The 19,381-nt window shown below is 43.5% G+C and carries 17 protein-coding genes; 14 read left to right on the top strand and 3 right to left on the bottom strand.

Annotated features, from left to right (window positions below):
• Positions 1-29: 29 nt before the first annotated feature.
• Positions 30-1,301 carry a 6-phosphofructokinase gene (locus tag NH399_RS19270; RefSeq protein ID WP_253042821.1) on the bottom strand — a complete coding sequence of 424 codons (1,272 nt, stop codon included), beginning with the start codon at positions 1,299-1,301 and terminating at the stop codon, positions 30-32.
• A gap of 227 nt (positions 1,302-1,528) precedes the next feature.
• Between NH399_RS19270 and NH399_RS19265 the strand changes: the two genes are divergently transcribed.
• The 3 genes from NH399_RS19265 (at position 1,529) to NH399_RS19255 (ending at position 4,107) form a co-directional block, all read left to right on the top strand.
• Positions 1,529-2,029 (top strand): hypothetical protein, encoded by a 501-nt coding sequence (locus NH399_RS19265; protein WP_253042820.1) that lies wholly within the window; start codon positions 1,529-1,531, stop codon positions 2,027-2,029.
• 120 nt (positions 2,030-2,149) lie between these two features.
• Positions 2,150-3,496, top strand: a complete 1,347-nt coding sequence (gene mpl / locus NH399_RS19260) for a UDP-N-acetylmuramate:L-alanyl-gamma-D-glutamyl-meso-diaminopimelate ligase (protein WP_253042819.1) — start codon at positions 2,150-2,152, stop codon at positions 3,494-3,496.
• Between the two features lie 20 nt (positions 3,497-3,516).
• Entirely contained in the window at positions 3,517-4,107 is a 591-nt protein-coding gene (locus NH399_RS19255) for a flavin prenyltransferase UbiX (RefSeq protein ID WP_253042916.1), read from the top strand.
• Positions 4,108-4,118: 11 nt separating this feature from the next.
• Here NH399_RS19255 and NH399_RS19250 read toward each other — a convergent pair whose 3' ends face one another.
• Positions 4,119-6,401, bottom strand: a complete 2,283-nt coding sequence (locus tag NH399_RS19250) for a GGDEF domain-containing phosphodiesterase (protein ID WP_253042818.1) — start codon at positions 6,399-6,401, stop codon at positions 4,119-4,121.
• A gap of 328 nt (positions 6,402-6,729) precedes the next feature.
• On the opposite strand from NH399_RS19250, the gene NH399_RS19245 reads away from it, so the two are divergent.
• The 9 genes from NH399_RS19245 (at position 6,730) to msrA (ending at position 15,894) form a co-directional block, all read left to right on the top strand.
• Positions 6,730-7,650 (top strand): ABC transporter ATP-binding protein, encoded by a 921-nt coding sequence (locus tag NH399_RS19245; RefSeq protein ID WP_253042817.1) that lies wholly within the window; start codon positions 6,730-6,732, stop codon positions 7,648-7,650.
• A gap of 10 nt (positions 7,651-7,660) precedes the next feature.
• Complete coding sequence (locus NH399_RS19240; protein ID WP_253042816.1) at positions 7,661-8,431, top strand: ABC transporter permease; 771 nt, start codon at positions 7,661-7,663, stop codon at positions 8,429-8,431.
• A gap of 122 nt (positions 8,432-8,553) precedes the next feature.
• On the top strand, positions 8,554-9,144 hold the full coding sequence (locus tag NH399_RS19235) for an LON peptidase substrate-binding domain-containing protein (RefSeq protein WP_253042815.1): 591 nt from the start codon (positions 8,554-8,556) through the stop codon (positions 9,142-9,144).
• A gap of 256 nt (positions 9,145-9,400) precedes the next feature.
• Positions 9,401-10,471 (top strand): 3-deoxy-7-phosphoheptulonate synthase, encoded by a 1,071-nt coding sequence (locus NH399_RS19230; RefSeq protein ID WP_371876102.1) that lies wholly within the window; start codon positions 9,401-9,403, stop codon positions 10,469-10,471.
• A gap of 121 nt (positions 10,472-10,592) precedes the next feature.
• A complete protein-coding gene (gene tyrA / locus NH399_RS19225) occupies positions 10,593-11,714 on the top strand; it encodes a bifunctional chorismate mutase/prephenate dehydrogenase (protein ID WP_253042813.1) in 1,122 nt (373 codons plus the stop codon).
• Positions 11,715-11,856: 142 nt separating this feature from the next.
• A complete protein-coding gene (locus NH399_RS19220) occupies positions 11,857-12,414 on the top strand; it encodes a transglycosylase SLT domain-containing protein (protein ID WP_253042915.1) in 558 nt (185 codons plus the stop codon).
• Positions 12,414-12,638 (top strand): DUF350 domain-containing protein, encoded by a 225-nt coding sequence (locus tag NH399_RS19215; RefSeq protein ID WP_253042812.1) that lies wholly within the window; start codon positions 12,414-12,416, stop codon positions 12,636-12,638. Before NH399_RS19220 ends, NH399_RS19215 begins: the two co-directional genes overlap by 1 nt.
• Before the next feature lie 189 nt (positions 12,639-12,827).
• Complete coding sequence (locus tag NH399_RS19210) at positions 12,828-15,293, top strand: Lon protease family protein (RefSeq protein ID WP_253042811.1); 2,466 nt, start codon at positions 12,828-12,830, stop codon at positions 15,291-15,293.
• Positions 15,294-15,369: 76 nt separating this feature from the next.
• Complete coding sequence (gene msrA, locus NH399_RS19205) at positions 15,370-15,894, top strand: peptide-methionine (S)-S-oxide reductase MsrA (protein WP_253042810.1); 525 nt, start codon at positions 15,370-15,372, stop codon at positions 15,892-15,894.
• A 32-nt stretch (positions 15,895-15,926) separates the two neighbouring features.
• Here msrA and NH399_RS19200 read toward each other — a convergent pair whose 3' ends face one another.
• A complete protein-coding gene (locus NH399_RS19200) occupies positions 15,927-16,508 on the bottom strand; it encodes an opioid growth factor receptor-related protein (protein WP_253042809.1) in 582 nt (193 codons plus the stop codon).
• A gap of 181 nt (positions 16,509-16,689) precedes the next feature.
• Here NH399_RS19200 and NH399_RS19195 point away from each other — a divergent pair, with 181 nt between their 5' ends.
• Positions 16,690-17,355, top strand: coding sequence for an energy-coupling factor ABC transporter permease (locus NH399_RS19195; RefSeq protein ID WP_253042808.1), 666 nt, complete (start codon positions 16,690-16,692; stop codon positions 17,353-17,355).
• A 569-nt stretch (positions 17,356-17,924) separates the two neighbouring features.
• Positions 17,925-19,316 carry a pectinacetylesterase family protein gene (locus NH399_RS19190; protein WP_253042807.1) on the top strand — a complete coding sequence of 464 codons (1,392 nt, stop codon included), beginning with the start codon at positions 17,925-17,927 and terminating at the stop codon, positions 19,314-19,316.
• Positions 19,317-19,381: the final 65 nt, after the last annotated feature.

Below are 19,381 nucleotides of genomic sequence, written 5' to 3'. Positions count from 1 at the left end.
AAAGGCAGCTCTTAGAGCTGCCTTCTCTTTTACACTTTAAATTTCTTTTTAAGCTTTTTTTCAACCGCTACATTTTTAAGACGCACGTATTGAGGCAGTCCGTCTTTATAAGGAGGGTAAGACTCACCAGCAATCAGTGGTTTTAAGTATTCACGACACGCATCAGTAATATGAAAGCCATCTTTGGTAATAAAGTTACGAGGCATCATTTTTTCGACATTCGCAACTTTATCAAGCGGTGCTTCACCGATGGTCCAGCCATAGCGCTTGGTTTTCTTACGATCAATAGTGACCATCACCGAGTTTTTGCCCGCCAAAGCATATTCTACCGCAGCACGACCAACAGCATAGGCTTGATCCACATCGGTTGCAGAAGCAATGTGTCGAGCAGCGCGTTGCAGATAGTCAGCAACAGCCCAATGATATTTGTAGCCTAGCTTTTCTTTGACCATTTGAGCGACGACCGGTGCTACACCACCCAGCTGTTTATGACCAAAAGCATCAACAGAACCTGCGTCTGCTAAGAAGGTGCCATCTTTATAGGCCGCACCTTCAGATACTACGATGGCGCAGTAACCAAATTTCTTAACACAACGGTCAACGCGCTTAAGGAATTTTTCTTGGTTAAAAGCAATTTCTGGGAACAGAATGATGTGTGGAGAATCGCCTTCTTCTTCGGCGGCTAATCCACCTGCGGCAGCAATCCAGCCAGCGTGTCGTCCCATCACTTCCATTACAAACACTTTGGTTGAGGTTTTTGCCATTGACGCTACGTCAAAACCTGCTTCTCGAATAGAAACGGCAATGTACTTAGCAACAGAACCAAAACCTGGGCAGTTGTCGGTAAAAGGCAAGTCGTTGTCGACAGTTTTAGGAATATGAATCGCCTGGATCGGATAACCCATTTGCTCAGACAGTTGTGATACTTTTAAGCAGGTATCTGCTGAGTCGCCACCACCATTGTAAAAGAAGTAGCGGATATTGTGTGCTTTGAATACTTCGATCAGACGCTCATATTCAGCTCGATTCTCTTCAAGACTCTTAAGCTTGTAGCGACAAGAACCAAAAGCACCAGAAGGCGTGTGTTTGAGAGCTGCAATCGCTTTTTTGTTGTCTTTGCTAGTATCAATTAAATCTTCTGTTAACGCTCCGATGATGCCATTGCGGCCAGCGTAAACTTTTCCAATTTTGTCTTTATGCTCTCGAGCGGCTTCTATTACACCACAAGCAGATGCATTGATTACTGCTGTTACGCCACCTGATTGAGCGTAAAAAGCGTTGTATTTTTTTGTGCGAGCCATCAGTATCCCCTGTATGCTTGGCTATCGAGTCATTTTCTCGGCATAATTATAGAGGATATCGAGAACGAATGAATCATGTATCCTCAGAATCTAGGGCATTAGTGGCGTTTTTTTCGACCTTGGCTTGCAAAAGTGATTGATGGGTTAGAACCTGGGGCGGTTAGCGAAGATTGTTCTGGTTGAAAAGTGAACACTCAAGTGTTTTTAAATAAGGTAAGATTTTTAGATTGAATAGCGAAATTAAAAAGTTCTGGAGTCTGGCATTATTACGTGGGACTCCCTCTGGTCTGGCTTTCTCTTATTCTGTTCTAGCCCTGACATTGTTGATTGCGGCAGCAATGCAATGGGGGATCTGGTCAATTAGCGAATCCTTTAATGCTGTTTATGGTGGAGTGTTAGTTGTCCTTCATGTGGTTATTCGAGCTATGCCTATGTGGGCTTTTAGTAAGCCCGAAAGAACGGTTCAAACGCTTACGGCCTTACAGGGCACCGATATTATTATCTACTTGCCGCTATTGATAGTGGCGCTGTTTGCTCAAGGGCCTTCGCTGCCAGCAGAGGCATCTATTATTGTACAAATTGTTTATATCTGGCGTTTGGCGGTCAGTACTTTTATTTACCATAAAGCATTGGAGCTGACGATGCTAAAAGCGTTTGGTCTGGTGATTGGCTTAACGCTGATTAATATGGTGCTTGCTTATTTGATTGCGCCTTTGTTTGTGACTTAGGCGCAGAAATTAGCACTACGCCATGAGTCACGGCTGGGAATTTATGCAGGCTTTGATTATGATGCCAAAAGCAAGTTATCAAACCTTCGCAGGCAGATTTATCTAAAGGTTAAAATATTTATGAAAATTCATATTTCTGGTGTGTGTGGAACCTTTATGGGGGGCATCGCTCAACTGGCAAAACAAAAAGGGGTCGCCGTAACCGGTTCGGATCAACATTGTTATCCTCCCATGAGTACACAGCTGGAACAGGCTGGAATTTTGCTCAAAGAAGGCTACTCGGCAGAGAATATTGAAGAGGATGTGGATACAACCATTATTGGCAATGCGCTTTCTCGAGGTAATCCAGAGGTAGAACATCTTCTTGAGCGTGGTTTGCGTTATGGCTCTGGGCCTCAATGGTTGGCCGAAAATATTTTACAGGACAAATGGGTTATCGCGGTTGCTGGAACTCATGGCAAAACTACAACCTCCAGTATGGTTGCCTGGATACTCGAGGCAAATGACCTCAATCCCGGATTTTTAATTGGCGGTGTACCTGAGAACTTTGGTGTCTCTGCCCGTTTGACGGACTCTATCTTCTTTGTGGTGGAAGCTGACGAATATGACACCGCATTTTTTGATAAGCGTTCCAAGTTTGTTCATTACCGAGCAAGAACCGCCATACTCAATAATCTGGAGTTTGATCACGCGGATATCTTTGACGACCTAAAAGCCATCGAGACTCAGTTTCATCACCTTGTTCGTACTATTCCTGGCAACGGATTGATTGTTCGTCCTGATAACGAGCCAGCGCTAGAGCGCGTGATTGAACGAGGATGCTGGACACCAGAGCAAACCTTAGGAGAGAACGGTGATTGGCAGGCTCGCTTAATCAAAGAAGATGGCAGTCAGTTTGATGTGATTTATCGCAACCAAACGGTTGGTCAGGTTAACTGGTCATTGATTGGTGAGCACAATGTATCGAATGCACTGGCCGCTATCGCGGCATCTCATCACGCTGGGGTGCGTATCGAAGATGCCATTGAGGCCTTAGCGAGCTTTAAAAACGTCAAACGTCGCATGGAACTTAAAGGCCAGGTTGCCGATATTTGTGTTTATGATGATTTCGCTCACCATCCTACGGCGATAAAGTTGACCCTTGACGGGTTGCGCAACAAAGTAGGTAAGCAGCGATTGATTGCGGTTGTGGACATTCGCTCTAATACCATGCGCATGGGACATCACAACGACACGGTGATTCCTGCACTAGCGGCAGCGGATTACGCCATCATTCATGATCCTTCGAGCCAGGATTGGGGACAGCATGACGACAATATCACCGTTGTTAATCAGGTCGATGCTGTCATTGAGCTAATATTAAAAGAGGCCAGTGAAGGTTGTCATGTGTTGTTGATGAGCAATGGTGCGTTCGGTGGCATTTACGATAAATTACTGGCCGCTTTAGAGCAGGAGTTTGGACGTTGAAATCCGCGATAACTTTAGCAATGACCGGGGCATCAGGAGCCGTTTATGGTATCGAGTTGCTACGTCAGTTGCGTTGCCATTATGACACCGTTTATTTGCTGTTGTCTGATGCTGCACGAGTGGTGTTCGCGACCGAGATGGATTGGTCGGTGCCGCAAAATGTTAAAAAAGCGACTCAGTTTATTACCGAACAAACGGCATTGGGTGAGGGGAATCTTGAGATTCATAGCACTCAAAACTGGATGTCACCAACCGCATCAGGATCTTCTGCACCTCAGCAGATGATTGTTTGCCCCTGCAGTACAGGAACTTTATCGGCCATTGCTAATGGAGCCAGCGATAATTTAATTGAACGCGCTGCGGATGTTGTGATCAAAGAGAGAGGCCAGTTGATTATGGTGCCTCGGGAAACACCTTTTTCAACAATTCATTTGCGTAACATGTTGAGCTTGTCCGAAATGGGCGTGACCATCATGCCCGCGGCACCGGGGTTTTATCATAAACCTCAGTCTATCGAAGACTGTGTGAATTTTATGGTGGCGCGTATTATGGATCACCTTAAGCTTGATCATAACTTATCCCAGCGCTGGGGCTATAAAGCATCAGAATAAAACGGTAGAGCTTAATCTACTAACAAGTGTCTATCGGTTACAAAAGCGGGTTGAGTTTCTTTAATAAAGATATCGCATTCTTGTGCGGTCATGGGAGGCGCAATAAGATAACCTTGCGCCTGCATGCAACCGGCATTTTTCAAGAAATCTAACTGCTCCTGATTTTCTACCCCTTCTGCAATCACCTTTAAGCGCAAGCTATTAGCAAGAGAAATAATCGCCTGGGTGATCGCAATGTCATCATCTTGAGTGAAATCTGCAATAAAGGCTTTGTCTATCTTGAGTGTGTCGATAGGCAGTTTCTTAAGATAGCTCAGAGATGAGTAGCCGGTACCAAAATCATCAATCGATATTTGAATACCCATTTCTTTTAGCTGGTTGAGTGTTGTGATCACGCTGTCGGGATCTTCCATCAACATGGTTTCGGTAATTTCTAACTCTAACAGCTGAGGAGACAAATCATTGGCGGCTAATACGTTAGCAATGGTTTTGTATAAATCGGGCTGTAAAAATTGCTTGGTCGAAATATTCACAGACACCGGAATTCGACGACCTGTAAATTGCCAGCTTCTCGCCTGACGACAGGCTTCATTAAGCACCCATAATCCAATTTCGTTTACCAACGATGTTTCTTCGGCGATGCTAATGAATTCGTCAGGTTCAATAGCACCAACGTCGGTATTATGCCAGCGCAGTAAGGCTTCTACGCCGGTGAGTTTTCCATCTTCCAAATTCACTTTGGGTTGATAGACCAGTTCTAACTCATGTTTATCCAGTGCTCTACGCAAATGGTTACCTACGGTCAGTTTTCTAAGTGCTGCCATCTGCAAGTCTTCGGTAAAGAAACGGAAGTTATTGCGGCCTTGAGCTTTGGCATAGTGCATCGCGCTTTCGGCATTACGTAACAAAGTAATCGCATCAGGACCGTCTTCTGGATAACAGCAAATGCCAATACTGGGACTGATGGTGATTTCGTGAGATTGAATACGAATGGGTTGCTGAAAGGTGGCAATGATTGAACTGGCCAGTTGCAGAGTATCGCTCTGTTGTTTACCCGACGATACGAGTAGGGCGAATTCATCACCCGCTAGGCGTGCAACGGTTGAATTATGAAAATTAAGCAGCTGCTTCAGTTTGACTGCTACCGTCTGCAATATTTGATCACCTACGTCGTGCCCAAGAGAGTCGTTAATTTGTTTAAAGTTATCCAGGTCGACACAAAGCAATGCAATGCCTTCTTTATAACGATGAGCATTCTGAATGGACTCGGTTAATCGCTTATGAAAGAGCGCGCGATTAGGTAACCCGGTTAGGGTGTCGTAATTTGCCAGATAAATTAACTGTTCTTCTGTTCGTTTTTTTTCTGTTATGTCAGAGAATATGGCAACAAAGTATTCGCTTTCTTTTTTAAATGGCGTAACCCGTTTGATTTCCATCTGGGTCAGGATTTCGTGAGAGCCACCATTGTTTTGCCACAGGTTGCCTTGCCATGACCCTTTGAGCTTAACAGTTTTGATGATGTCATTATAAAAATCATCATCATGACGAACCGAGAAAAATTGCTGCAGTGTGTGCGAGATAACTTCTGATTCATCTTTTTTCATTAAGCAAGTAAAAGCATGGTTTACCAGTTGAATGCGAAAATAGTTATCGGTGATTACTACTGCTTCGTTCATGCTTTGAATCACTTCGGCTGCCAGGCGCAATTCATTTTCTGCGCGTTTCTTTTCGGTAATGTCTTTTTGCGTGCCTGCTGCCCGAATAGGATTACCACTTTGATCGCGGGCAACGACTTTCCCTCTGTCCAGAATCCAGCGCCAGTCGCCTTGCTTCGTTTTTATACGATATTCAGCTTCGAAGTGATGTGAACTGCCTGACAGGTGCTGGTTCATTTTTTCATCAACCAGTTGAGCATCGTCAGGATGCATCAGCTCAAATAATTGTGCCGATGTGTTTTTGAATTCGTCGTTTTTATACCCCAACATTTGGGTAATACCATGACGGCTGACAATGCCGTTTTTGATATCCCAATCCCACAAGCCATCACCGCTGCCCCATAAAGCCCAATCAAGTTGTTCTTTGGATTTTTGTAGTTGTTTGAGGGAGTGGCGGTGTTGTCGATGGCGTCGCAGACCATAAAAAATCAGCCCGCATATCAATACCAGCAGATAGAGAATTAACAGGGTGTAATCGGTCAGCTCAGAGACATCTATCGCCTCTGAAGGCGTAGCACGAGAAGAGGGACTGGCGCTTGCCAGAAACCACAAAATGAATAAAGTAGTTGTATCTCTCATGCCTATCTCTATATAGTTATGACATCACCAATATGAGTCCATTTTCTTCTATTGACCAGGACAATTCGTCATTACTTTGAGCGTTTATTTTGGCAACCACTTGTTCAAAAAAAGCTCAAGTCGAAATTGCTCTTGCTCTGCGAACTTCCATGTAGAAGATGCAGTTACTATATCATGAATCAGAGGCGAGTCTTCACACATTTTCGTGGTAAGAGTTGCTGTTTATCGGTCGTGTGTCTGTTTGGACCCTTCTAATTTTTAACAATGAAAACCAAGATATAAAGAATATTGGTTAAATAAGCGACTATTGTAAAATAAGTAGACATTTATGAATAAAACAGCGTTGAAATTAACCGGCTTGCGTAAAATTTATGCAAACGGATTCGAGGCACTGAAGGGGATTGATCTTGAGGTTGAATCAGGAGACTTTCTTGCTCTATTAGGACCCAATGGTGCTGGTAAGTCGACCACCATCGGCATAGTAAGCTCGCTGGTGAATAAGTCAGAAGGTCAGGTCACCATTTTTGGTTATGATCTGGATAAAGAGACTTTTAATGCCAAAAGCTCTTTAGGCTTGGTTCCTCAGGAATTTAATTTCAGTCAGTTTGAAACACCGTGGCAGATCGTCATTAATCAGGCAGGCTACTATGGTATTCCACGCAATCAGGCTGCTGCTAGAGTAGAGCAATTGCTTAAACAGCTGGGATTGTGGGAAAAACGCGACGGACCATCGCGTAATCTTTCGGGTGGTATGAAGCGTCGCCTGATGATCGCTAGAGCGTTGGTGCACGATCCTAAGTTATTAATACTGGATGAGCCAACGGCAGGAGTCGATATTGAGCTGCGTCGTTCAATGTGGGAGTTCCTTACCGAGCTGAATGAACAAGGGACAACCATTGTTCTTACTACTCATTATTTGGAAGAAGCTGAGAGTTTGTGTCGTAATATCGCCATTATTGATCAGGGGCGTATTGTCGAAAACACCTCCAAGAAGGCATTGCTGGCCAAATTGGATATGGAAACCTTTATTTTTGATATTGAACCTTATCAAGGAGCATTGCCGGATTATTGTGGTCAACCTGTTCGACAGCTGGATGAGGTCACCTTAGAGGTTGATATATTACGTCACGATACTTTAAACGACCTTTTTGTTCGCTTTAAAGAGAGTGGGATTACGGTATTAAGCATGCGCAATAAAGCCAATCGTCTCGAAGAGCTGTTTGTGCGTTTGGTTGAAAGTAACGATTGAGGTTAACCAGATGGTTCGTGAAAATTTAGTAGCATTGCAAAGCATTTTAACCAAAGAAGTCGGGCGTTATTTTCGTATCTGGGTGCAAACACTGTTGCCACCCGCCATTACCATGAGCTTGTACTTCGTTATCTTTGGTAACTTAATTGGCTCACGCATTGGTGAAATGGGTGGTGTGTCTTATATGGCTTACATCACGCCAGGTATTATCATGATGGCGGTGATCACCAATTCTTATTCCAACGTTGTGTCATCGTTTTTTAGCGCCAAATTTCAACGACATATCGAAGAGCTGTTGGTTGCTCCGGTGCCTAATATCTATATCTTAATTGGGTATGTGGGCGGTGGCATGAGCCGAGGACTGTTAACGGGAGCCATTGTCACGGCTATCTCGCTGTTTTTTGTCGATTTAGAGGTGCATAGCTACGGGGTGATTTTTGCCGTGGTGTTATTAACCTCTACCTTGTTTTCGACAGCAGGACTTATCAATGCGGTTTTTGCTAAGAAGTTTGATGATATCTCTATTGTTCCGACCTTTGTGTTAACACCTTTGACTTATCTGGGAGGCGTTTTCTACACTATAACCTTATTACCCGAGTTTTGGCAGAAGGTTTCCCTCGCCAACCCAGTTCTGTATATGGTCAACGCGTTTCGTTATGGTTTCTTGGGGCAGTCAGATATTGATTTGACCACCGCTTTTATCATTATTTCTGCGTTTATTGTTGTGTTGTTTTCTTTTGCACTTTATTTATTGAACACAGGCAAGGGCTTAAAAAGCTAGGTTGAGGCATCAAATGTGGCTTGCTGGTCGGTGAAACAATAACGACAAATCTCAGGTGTAGTATGTTAGTTCAAGGTATATATATTATACCTGAGATAACTTCAGCGAAGAGCAAGTGCCCAATGGTCGAACCCGAAAGAGCTGTGTTTCCTCTCAATACCGTATTATTTCCCGGTGCTTGCCTTTCTTTGGTTATTTTTGAGCCGCGCTATCTAGAGATGGTGTCGCAATGCCTTAAAAATGAAATCCCCTTTGTGGTCAGCCGCTTACTCGAGGGACGAGAAGCTGACAGTCGAGTGCGTTTTGAAATGGTCGGTACTTACGCCCGTATTTCTGACTTTGGCTCTCGTGAGGATGGGCTGTTAACCATTAAAGTGACCGGTGGTGAACGTGTGCGCTTACATGAGTGCCATTGTGATGACTCGCGCCTTAACGTGGCCCATCATCTATCGGTGATCGAACCTGTCGAAGACCAGTTAATTCCCATGGAGTTGTCGGCGTTAAAATCGGTGTTATTGAAATTGGCAAATTTGCCAGATACCGAACTCAATACATCGTCCGTTGCTTTGGCCAGTTCTGAGTATGTGGTGAATCAACTTGCTCAGCTATTGCCATTGCCGCTTGAGTTTAAACAGTTTTTATTGGAAGAAAACGATTCGCTAGAAAAATGTCTGCGGCTATATGATTATTTATTACAGGAATCAGAGGATTAGTTATTGCCTCCGCGCTTCATAAGTCCTTTTGTGGCTTGTTAATAACAAAAAAGCATTATCTTTCACTGTGAGTTTTTGATATCAATAGATGTGTGGAGTGAAAGATGCGACTATTTAATCAATTTTTTACAATCCGATCCTTTTTTAACATCGAGTTTTCTACTCGATCGTTTCCCTATTTCTATTATTTTTATTGATTCTTTGACTCTTCTGTCAATTTGAGTCTATCCCCCGACCTGTTAAAGACAATGGAGCGATTATGAATACCCGATTAAGCAATATTAATGTTTCCCAAGAAAACATCTTGATAGCACCTCATGTGCTAAAAGAAGAGTTTCCATTATCTTCAATTGGGCGTCAAAACGTATTGTCTTATCGCCAACAGGTGAAAGATATTCTTGCGCGCAAAGATCATCGATTGTTGGTTGTGGCTGGGCCCTGTTCTATTCATGATGTTCAAGCTGCAAAAGAATATGCAGAGAAGCTAAAGCGGTTACATGATCAATATGCCGATGAGCTTTTTATTGTCATGCGAGTGTATTTTGAGAAGCCGCGTACGACGGTTGGCTGGAAAGGCTTAATCAATGACCCTCATCTTAACGATACATTTGATGTTGAAACGGGTCTAAAAGAAGCGCGTCAATTATTAACCTGGTGCGCAGATTTAGGGATACCCACAGGAACAGAAGTGTTGGACCCTATTACTCCGCAGTATTTATCCGATTTATTTACCTGGGCCGCTATTGGGGCACGTACAACTGAGTCCCAAACACATCGCGAAATGGCGTCAGGTTTATCGATGCCTGTTGGTTTTAAAAATGGAACTGATGGTAATTTAGAAGTGGCCATTAATGCACTTTGCTCGGCTTCATCTGGTCATCATTTTATTGGGATCAATCAACAGGGGCAGGTGGCGCTTATCGGTACCAAAGGAAACCCCGATGGGCACATAATTTTGCGTGGTGGCAAACATCCAAACTATGACTCGGTGCACATTGCTATGCTAGAGCAGCGGTTACAGCATGAGAAACTCGATGCTCGGTTTGTGGTGGATTGCAGTCATGGCAATTCGCAAAAAGATTATCGCTTACAGCCTTTGGTCTACCGCAATGTGGTTAGTCAGATCCGGCAAGGTAACCGCTCGATTCTAGGATTGATGTTAGAAAGTCATTTGCATGAAGGCAATCAAAAGCTAACGGCTGATAAAGGCGACTTAAAGTATGGTGTGTCGATTACCGATGCTTGCATTAATTGGGATACAACCGCTGAGCTGATTGAAGAAAGCTACCAACAACTAAAAGGTTACCTGAAAAAAAGAATCGAATAGAATGCTCTTGATGTCTCATTAATATCCGTTGCCTTCAAAGTGGTACGGGGCTGGTTAGGTGCACTTTGAAATACTTTGGGTATATAATTTGTTGCAAGCGGTATATCTATGAGGCCATCTGATGAGCGAAGCCAGTGTTGACTCTATTCGCCAGGGTATTGATGAATGTGATGAACAGTTGTTGCTCTTGCTAAAAAAGCGGCAACAACTTGTTGAGCAACTTGCTCAAGTAAAGCGCGAGAAAGGCGACGCTTTATATGTACCAGAGCGCGAAAAGAAAGTGTTGGCCAGAATTCAGCAGCAGGCAAAAAATATAGAATTGGAGCCTGCGCTAGCCAGTGATGTGATGCAGCGAATATTTCGCAACTCTTATCAGCTACAGTCTCAGATGCGTTTTTCTCGGTCTTGCGAGCAGGTAAAAAAGGTTGCCGTTATTGGGGGACGAGGAAAACTAGGTGCCTTATTCGCTGAACACTTTCAACGCAGTGCCTACGATGTTGTGATTATCGAAAAGGATTCGACTAATGATGAGTGGGCGCAGCTAAAACTTGTCGATCTGGTTTTGGTTGCTGTTCCTATTGAAGTCACAGAGAGTGTCATTCAACAGTTAACTGGATTGAATAAAAACTGTGTTGTTGCCGATATTACCTCCCATAAACAAAAGCCGTTAGGTTGGATGATGGAGGTGCATTCTGGCCCTGTTATTGGTTTGCACCCTATGTTTGGGCCTGGCTGTACCACCTTGGCTCGACAGCTCATGTTATTTTGTCACGGACGTGAGGCTGAATCATGTCAGTGGCTCATTGAGCAGTTTTCTGTCTGGGGGTGTTTGTGTCGTGAAGTCGAAGCGACTCAACATGATGAGGTTATGTCGATAGTTCAAGCTCTGCGACATTTTTGTGCAATTAGCGCTGGGCAACATTTGCTGTCATCACAAGCGGATATTGGTGCTATTGCTCAAATGAGTTCCCCGGTCTATCGGATGGAGTTAGCATTTATTGGACGATTATTCGCGCAAAACCCAGAGTTGTATGTGGATATTTTGCTCAATTCAAGTCAAGGCGTCGAAGTGATTGAATCTTATTCTGAGCAGTATCAATCCTTGTTAGCATTGCTAAAAAACAAAGATAGAACAGGGCTTCTTAAGTGTTTTAATGAGGTAAAGGAGTATCTTGGGGATTACGCTGAGGACTTTTTGCAAGAAAGCAATCGACTACTGGCTGCCGCCAGCGAGCGCAATTAAGGCAATGGTTGACACTCAGTGAGTACATCATGAATACTGATGTTTGTCTTGTTATATTGGTGGGCAAAACCCTACGATGGAATGCTTGTTAAACAAAAACGATTACAGCCGCGGTCGCTTATTGGCGAGGTGCGCGGGTGTGATGCTTTTGATGGTTATGGCGCTTCCTGCATCCGCCGAATCCTTTAAAAAATATAAAAAGCACACGCGGTATGACGCTTACTTTAAAAAATACACCAAACGCTATTTTGGTCCGACCTTTGATTGGCAGGTTTTTAAAGCCCAGGCGATTGCCGAATCAAACTTAAATCCCGATGCCAAGTCTCCCGTAGGGGCACAGGGATTAATGCAAATAATGCCGCGTACTTATGATGAAATTAAACGCAAAAATAAAATGATCCAGGGACATGCTCGTGATGCTCGATGGAGCGTTGCCGCAGGTCTTTGGTATAACAAAAAACTGTATGAGTTTTGGCAAAAGGGTCGAGGGACAACAGAACGGTTGCGATTCACTTTCGGCTCTTATAATGCTGGCAAAGGCAATATGCTAAAAGCTCAACGAAAAGCCATCGAAAAAGGGCTGAATCCTCGTATCTGGACATCGATAGAAAGCGTTCTGAATGAGGTGACCGGACGGCACAGCAAAGAAACGATTGGCTACGTAAGAAAAATAGAAAAAATAAAACAGGAGATCCGATAATGGATTGGAATATCGCTTTTATGAATTTTATTTACACCTTGATGGGATCATCGGTGGCGCTCATTGTCATGGCACTTGGCTATAAACTGTTCGATGCTATGACACCCTTTGATACCCATGAAGAGCTGACTAAGGGGAATCGAGCGGTGGGTTCTGTCGTAGCCTCTATTTTTATTGGATTGGGCATCGCCGTTGGACTGGTTGTTGGCATGTCGTTTAACTAAGAGTCTATCAACTAAAGAGTGGTAGGCTCTGGATGAAACACTCTGGCCCTTAAACCTTTTGTAACCTAATCGATTGCTGGTTAATGCTGGATTATCTTGTTTTCGGCATTGGCTTCTGCAACACTTACTAGTGACTATCAACGCAAGATCAACTAGGCCCTGGGCCATCTCATAACAACCGGAAGCCGAATGTCGGAACAACGAACCACTTATCAATTATCAAGCGAACAACTATCTGCACATTACAACGAAACTGAGTTGCCTTTCGACTCATTGGATGAATTGGAGTCCAGTGTCGATTTTTTAGGCCAAACTCGTGCAAAGGCGGCTCTTGGCTTTGGTTTGGAAGCCAGCCGTAGTGGTTACAATTTATTTGTCATGGGAGAGTCTGGCACTGGACGGATCTCGATGGTTATGCGTCAGCTGGAAGCCAAAGCGCAAGTCAGTGAACCGCAACCAGACTGGGTTTATGTCAATAATTTTGATGAACCGCGAGAGCCCTGGGCGGTGCAGCTCCCGGCGAGTTTTGGCAAGCAGCTAGTGCAAGACTGTCAGTCGATGGTTCGAAAACTGATGGTGACCATTCCTGCATCCTTCGAAAACCCCAGTTACCAACGCAAAAAAACGGCTATTGAAAGAGAGTTCAATATGCGTTTTGAGACGGCTCTTGATGAGATGGAAAAGCAAGCCAATGCTCTCAATTTTGCGTTATTTCAAGATGCCTCTAATGTGTCTTTCTCGCCATTAAAAGATGGTAAAGCGATTGATGATATTCAGTTTGCTGGATTACCCGCAGAAGAAAAAGAAGAAATCAACCAGGCGATCTCTTTGTTAGAAGACAAGCTTAGCGAAGCTTTGCTCGAGATGCCGCGTTGGAAGCGAGAATCTTACGAGAAACAACAAGAGTTGTATTCAGAGACGATCCAAGCCGCGATTCAAGATCTGGTTCAGGAATTAGAAGATAATTATCGTGGATTAACTGGCGCGCAGATTTATTTTAAAGAACTGAGCAGTTATCTGGTTAAAACGATTTTAGAAAACTTCCATTTGATCGAATCACCAGAACTTAAAAATAGCCTGGAGTTGCGTGAGCTATTACAACAGAATTTTGTTCCCAATCTTTTGATTACAAATAATCCTGCGTTAGGTGCACCCGTTGTTTATGAAGCTCACCCAACCTACGCCAATCTATTTGGTCGAGTTGAGTACTGGAACGAGGCCGGAGCATTAACGACCAGCTATCAGTTTATCCGTGCTGGGGCATTACACCGCGCTAATGGCGGATATTTGATCCTCGAAGCTGAGAAACTGTTTGAAGATCCTTATATTTGGGAGCAGCTCAAGCGCACACTGCAAACGCAAGAGTTAAAACTGGAGCCGCCTACGGCAGAAGGTCAATCCGCTGTCAGTATTGGGTTGAATCCTCATGCGATCCCCCTGGATGTTAAGATTATTTTGGTTGGTCATCGTCATCACTATTATCTGTTGCAAGATATGGACACAGAATTCAGCGAGCTGTTTCGTGTATTAGTGGACTTTGATGATCAAACCAAACGTTCGACAGATAACATCACTCAACTGGCGCGACTGATAAAAACACATGCAGAAAGCGAAGGGTTCGCTCCTGTTGATTTATCGGCGTTTCGCGAGATTGTAACTTTTAGTTCTCGCTTATGTGAAAATCAAAAGTTATTGTCATTGCGCTTTGGCGAAGTCTTTGAGCTGATTGGTGAAGCCGAAGTCATTCGCGCACAAAAGCGAGATACCACCATATCGAACAAACATGTAACCAGTGCGTTATTGCAGCGAGAATATCGACACTCGCGCATGCACAGTGACATGTTACGAGAAGTGATCGATGGACAGATTCTAATTTTGACCGATGGCGATGTGATTGGAAGTATCAATGGATTAACTGTCTGGGAAATCGGCTCCACACAATTTGGAACTCCAGCTCGTATAACAGCGACGGTGTTTCCAGGTGCCAAGGGCATTGTTGATATTGAACGCGAAAGTGACTTGGGACTTTCTGTTCATTCAAAAGGTGTTTTGATTTTATCAGGGTATTTATCAAACCGTTATGCTCGTGAGTTTGCTTTGACTATCTCGGCCAATATTGTAATGGAGCAATCCTACGGATTGATTGACGGCGATAGTGCATCACTGGCTGAACTCTGTGCACTGATTTCTGCCATCACAGAGAAGCCTATTCGACAGTCTTTGGCAGTCACTGGCTCCATTAACCAGTTTGGCGAAGTGCAAGCCATCGGTGGTGTAAATGAAAAAATCGAAGGTTTTTATCAACTGTGTAAAGCCCGTGGATTAACAGGAACTCAAGGCGTTATTATTCCCAAAGCGAACCAGCAACACCTCATGTTAAAGAAAGAGGTGATTGATTCGGTACGCCAAAATCAGTTTGCTATCTATACCGTAGAAACGGTTGATCAAGCGTTAGAAATTCTATGTTTAGATAACCGTGATCAACTTAAAGAGATGCACACAAAAATTACGGAAGCGCTAAAAGAATTGCATGATATTTGCGAGGGTGCCGAAGAAGAGGAAGAAGAAAACGCTGAGGCTACCGACAAAGATAAATCCAATAAAAGTGAAGAAGAGACTAAAGCGGCAGAGAATAGCAGCGATAAAAAAGAGTAACTGGAAAAGCCTTCGTAACATTTTCTATAGCGGAGGCTCTAATCAGTACTAACACAATATAGAGGCTTGTAGAGCTATGAGTCAGTCAGTTGTCATTGGTGGTGGATGTTTTTGGTGCCTTGAGGCCGTGTTTCAACGGGTTAAGGGGGTTGAGAAAGTAGAATCTGGTTATGCGGGAGGTCACATTGATGATCCCGATTATCGTAGTGTCTGTCGTGAAACTACCGGACATGCAGAGGTGGTGCGTTTAACTTACCAAGAAGATGTTATTTCACTTAAGGAATTGTTAGACATCTTCTTTATTATTCATGACCCTACAACCTTAAACCGACAAGGTAATGATGTTGGAACTCAGTATCGCTCGGTGATTTATTTTAGCACTGACACAGAAGGTGAACAGATCCAGCAGTGGATGCCAGAGTATCAAAAAGAGTTTGCTCAGCCCATTACCACAGAAATTAAACCTCTGGAGCGTTTTTGGTCAGGAGAAAGCTATCATCAAAATTACTATAACAATAACTCACAACAACCTTATTGCCAGATAGTTGTGCAAGAAAAAGTAAATAAGCTGCTTAAATATTTTGGCGACTACGCGGTGTGATCAAGCAATTTACTTTTCTAGAAGCAACATGTTTATTGAGGATCTTCTGGAGGCAGTGAGTTGATATCGATTTCAATTTCTAATTCGACTTCTTCACTACTATCTACGGCACTCATCCAATATAACGAGGCAGGAACTTCACTAAAACTTAAACCCGCCTGATTGAGGTAAGAGAGTAAAAAAGTACTGGTTTGAAAAGCAAGGTTGCCAAATCCTGCCAATGTTAAACACTTGAGCATTCGAGTAATGCGCAGCTGATTATGATTATGTTGGCAACACCAGCGTTTGCTTTGCGTCTCAATATGAGGGCTGGCATACAGTTGTTCATCATCGTCGCGATAGAATCCCCAAAAAGCAGCCATAGTATCGTAAGAGCGCAATAAGTTTGCTCTGATTTCAGGAGCTTCCTGTATCTTCTGGCGTAGAGATTCGGTAACTAAAGGAGCGTGGGGATTGATGGGACTTGGCTCCGTTGTAGGGAACAACCACTGAATGTAGTCATGTGTCGACTCCAATTCTTCGAATGTCATCGTCCAGATATCCAGCAATAGACGTTGCTGGTTGTCGCTGCCTTTATGCAGGTAAAAGTCTAGCCACTGTTGTTCCGAGCTCAAACTCAGTCCCCAATATTAAAATATCACACTAATAATGCTGAGTTTACGGAGTGCCCTTGTCGATTACAGGGACATTAAGACGGTAAGGTTAATTTAGCCGATAAAGCGTTAACATACTTTCTGAATACCAGATGCCGTATAATAGGCTCACCTATTGTCGGTTTTCTGGATATCGATTGTTATGTTTGTCAGTGATGTTTTGCTGTCGTCTACGCTATTGTTATTTGCCAATCTGATAGCCTGTTTGGGCCTGGGCTTCGCGTTATGGAAAGCAAGCTGGCGCATGATTTTTGAAGTACCTTTACGCCAACACTTACTCTTTGCCACTGTGATCTTATTGGTAATGTTCTGGTCGATGGATTTTGAAGTCTTGAATGCTATTTCTTTGCATTTTTCTATGATGGCTTCGGCGACTTTGGTACTAGGACTTCGTTTTAGTGTGATCTGTGCCAGTATCGCCATGTTGGGTTATTTACTGATACAGTCGCAGCCTTGGCAGCTATGGGGAGTGAACCTACTGATTAACGTTTGGATGCCTGCCTTGTTTATCTCGTTTCTAGTCTGGCTTATGCGACGTTTAAAACCCACTAACTTGTTCTTCTATACATTGGGGATTGGCTTTTTTGGCAGTGCCCTGACCATTCCCTGTGTTTTAATCGGGGCTTCCATCGCAGTGTATTTATCGGGGTATTCATTGTTCGAGTCATTGAAGGAATTTGAAGTCGCCTGGATTTTTTTGGCCATGTTCCCTGAGGCTTTTTTGAATGGGGTGGTGGTGTCTTCGATTACCGTATTCTACCCCGAGTGGATGAAAACCTTTGATGAAGAGTATTTTCTGTCTCGATAAGCCCTTAATTTGAGCATGCGATTAAAAATTGTGCAGAGCGGTAAATCTGTTTTAATTTAGTGAAATGTCCTGACTTTTTTGATTGGCTGGATGGTCAGAAAGAACCATGAATAGGCTTGCTGTGGATTTTGCCTATCACTTCAGTGGTGCTTAAGCTATCGTCACTGATGTTTGAAAATATATCTCATGAATGGCCTGTGACTTATATTTTATTTTAATATCAAAAGGATAAGCTTGATGGTATGGGTTTTTATTCCACTCCTATCTATACGACTGTTTAAAACAGTAGTTTTAAAGTATTTATCAAGGAATGACGGAACTGGCGGGCTGCTCAATCTCCTTTTAGGGGGATATTTTTTGACAAAAAAAGCTATTTAATGTCCTAACTAGTACCTTAGTACCAGTTTTAGTCTTATTTTGCTTATGTTCCATTCGTTTTCTGACGTCCTGATAGAGAGGGTCTATCAGAGGAAGACACATTCTAACAATAACATAGGGCCACCCCCACCTTGGACAGTGGATTTTTAAAATATCTTTAGGCCCTGGTACTTCCCCCTAGGAGACAGGCAATGAATAAAAAACTGATTGGCGCGATAGCGGTATCTTCAGTTCTGGGTTCGTTCTCTATCAGCGCGCATGCGGAGCTGGGAGATTACGGTTTTTGGCAAACGATTAAAAACTTGTTTTCACCTCCTAAAGCCGACAACCCAGTCAACTCTACACAACGACTTCCTCCGTACCCACTAAAAAGCAACCCGAGTGGGTTTGATGATGGTTTTAGCGCGGGTAGTTATCTTAAGTGGCAAACGGTTCAGTTACACCCAGACACAGGTGCGGTTTGTGGTGATGGCTCGCCTTATAAAATCTTTGTAAATCGCGTTGCACATACCAGTAATACCGTGTATTACCTCGAGGGTGGTGGTGCGTGTTGGGATTATGAGAGCTGTACTGGACAAACGGGTATTCGTGGTGCGCGTAACCCCAACGGTATTCCAGATAACTACATGAGTTTGATGAATCCGAGTGCCAGTTTAGTAAGTCCTTTTGTATTCCGCCTACACCCCTGGACACGCACCAAATCTCAGAACTGGAATATGGTTTATATTCCTTACTGTACGGGTGACATTTATTCTGGTGATAAAGTGGAAGTGTATGAAGATCCACAAGGCCAGAAAGAGCCATTAGTGTGGCATCACAATGGATTGAAAAATCTTCGTGCCGCAACAGCCTGGTTGAAAAACAATTTGCAACGTCCAGGTCAATTGCTGATGACCGGATGTAGTGCAGGTGGTACAGGAACTCTTACCAACTACGCCGGACTTCGTGAAGATATCGCGCCAACCAAAGGTTATATGATTAATGACTCAGGCCCTATCTTTACGGCACCTCGTGGTGGATCTGATAGAGACTATCCTTCCATTCGTTTGCACGAACAAATTCGCGCAGCTTGGGGCTTAGATAATGGACCATTAGCATTCCTATCAAGTCGTGTTCCTGGATTTAGCGATAATGACATGGGAACCCTCTATGGTGGTCTAGCGCAGAAATATGGCAACGATCGTATGGGGCATACTCACTTCTGGCAGGATCTAAACTACTCATCATACTCTTATGAGCGTTTTTATGATGACATTAATAACGAGTCAGACCCTGTTATTAAAGAGCAGAAAATTCATGCCTTGTGGCACAAAGACACCAACAATCTTGTGCAGAATTTAGAAGGTCATAGCAACATTGGTTATTACTTGCCTTACTATCGTGGTGTTAACGAAAGTCACTGTACTTCGATCATCGAGTTTGCTAATGCAGATATTCAAGAGCAAGGTCTTGAGCTGGATGACTTTGTGAAGAACGTAATGGAAGGTAATGGTGCGGTTATGCAGGCGTCAGAAACTGACAAGAATGCAGACTACAACAAACCGTTCAACTTCTTGTACTGGTTGTTAGATCAGCTGCTTTAATAAAAAAGTTGGCAAGAAAAAAAAGCCTCCTACGGGAGGCTTTTTTTATGAGCTATGATTATGAG

The organism is Pleionea sp. CnH1-48 (assembly GCF_024124665.1).
In the GTDB taxonomy this organism is placed as follows: Bacteria; Pseudomonadota; Gammaproteobacteria; order Enterobacterales; family Kangiellaceae; genus JAMXSB01.
The sequence above is the reverse complement of the archived record's forward strand: the minus strand, read 5'-3'. Positions and strand labels throughout refer to the sequence as shown.

Coding starts and splice junctions, on each gene's coding strand:
- NH399_RS19270 (WP_253042821.1), bottom strand. CDS start 1,301: ATGGCTCGCACAAAAAAATACAACGCTTTTTACGCTCAATCAGGTGGC.
- mpl (WP_253042819.1), top strand. CDS start 2,150: ATGAAAATTCATATTTCTGGTGTGTGTGGAACCTTTATGGGGGGCATC.
- NH399_RS19255 (WP_253042916.1), top strand. CDS start 3,517: ATGACCGGGGCATCAGGAGCCGTTTATGGTATCGAGTTGCTACGTCAG.
- NH399_RS19250 (WP_253042818.1), bottom strand. CDS start 6,401: ATGAGAGATACAACTACTTTATTCATTTTGTGGTTTCTGGCAAGCGCC.
- NH399_RS19245 (WP_253042817.1), top strand. CDS start 6,730: ATGAATAAAACAGCGTTGAAATTAACCGGCTTGCGTAAAATTTATGCA.
- NH399_RS19240 (WP_253042816.1), top strand. CDS start 7,661: ATGGTTCGTGAAAATTTAGTAGCATTGCAAAGCATTTTAACCAAAGAA.
- NH399_RS19235 (WP_253042815.1), top strand. CDS start 8,554: ATGGTCGAACCCGAAAGAGCTGTGTTTCCTCTCAATACCGTATTATTT.
- tyrA (WP_253042813.1), top strand. CDS start 10,593: ATGAGCGAAGCCAGTGTTGACTCTATTCGCCAGGGTATTGATGAATGT.
- NH399_RS19220 (WP_253042915.1), top strand. CDS start 11,857: ATGCTTTTGATGGTTATGGCGCTTCCTGCATCCGCCGAATCCTTTAAA.
- NH399_RS19215 (WP_253042812.1), top strand. CDS start 12,414: ATGGATTGGAATATCGCTTTTATGAATTTTATTTACACCTTGATGGGA.
- NH399_RS19210 (WP_253042811.1), top strand. CDS start 12,828: ATGTCGGAACAACGAACCACTTATCAATTATCAAGCGAACAACTATCT.
- msrA (WP_253042810.1), top strand. CDS start 15,370: ATGAGTCAGTCAGTTGTCATTGGTGGTGGATGTTTTTGGTGCCTTGAG.
- NH399_RS19195 (WP_253042808.1), top strand. CDS start 16,690: ATGTTTGTCAGTGATGTTTTGCTGTCGTCTACGCTATTGTTATTTGCC.
- NH399_RS19190 (WP_253042807.1), top strand. CDS start 17,925: ATGAATAAAAAACTGATTGGCGCGATAGCGGTATCTTCAGTTCTGGGT.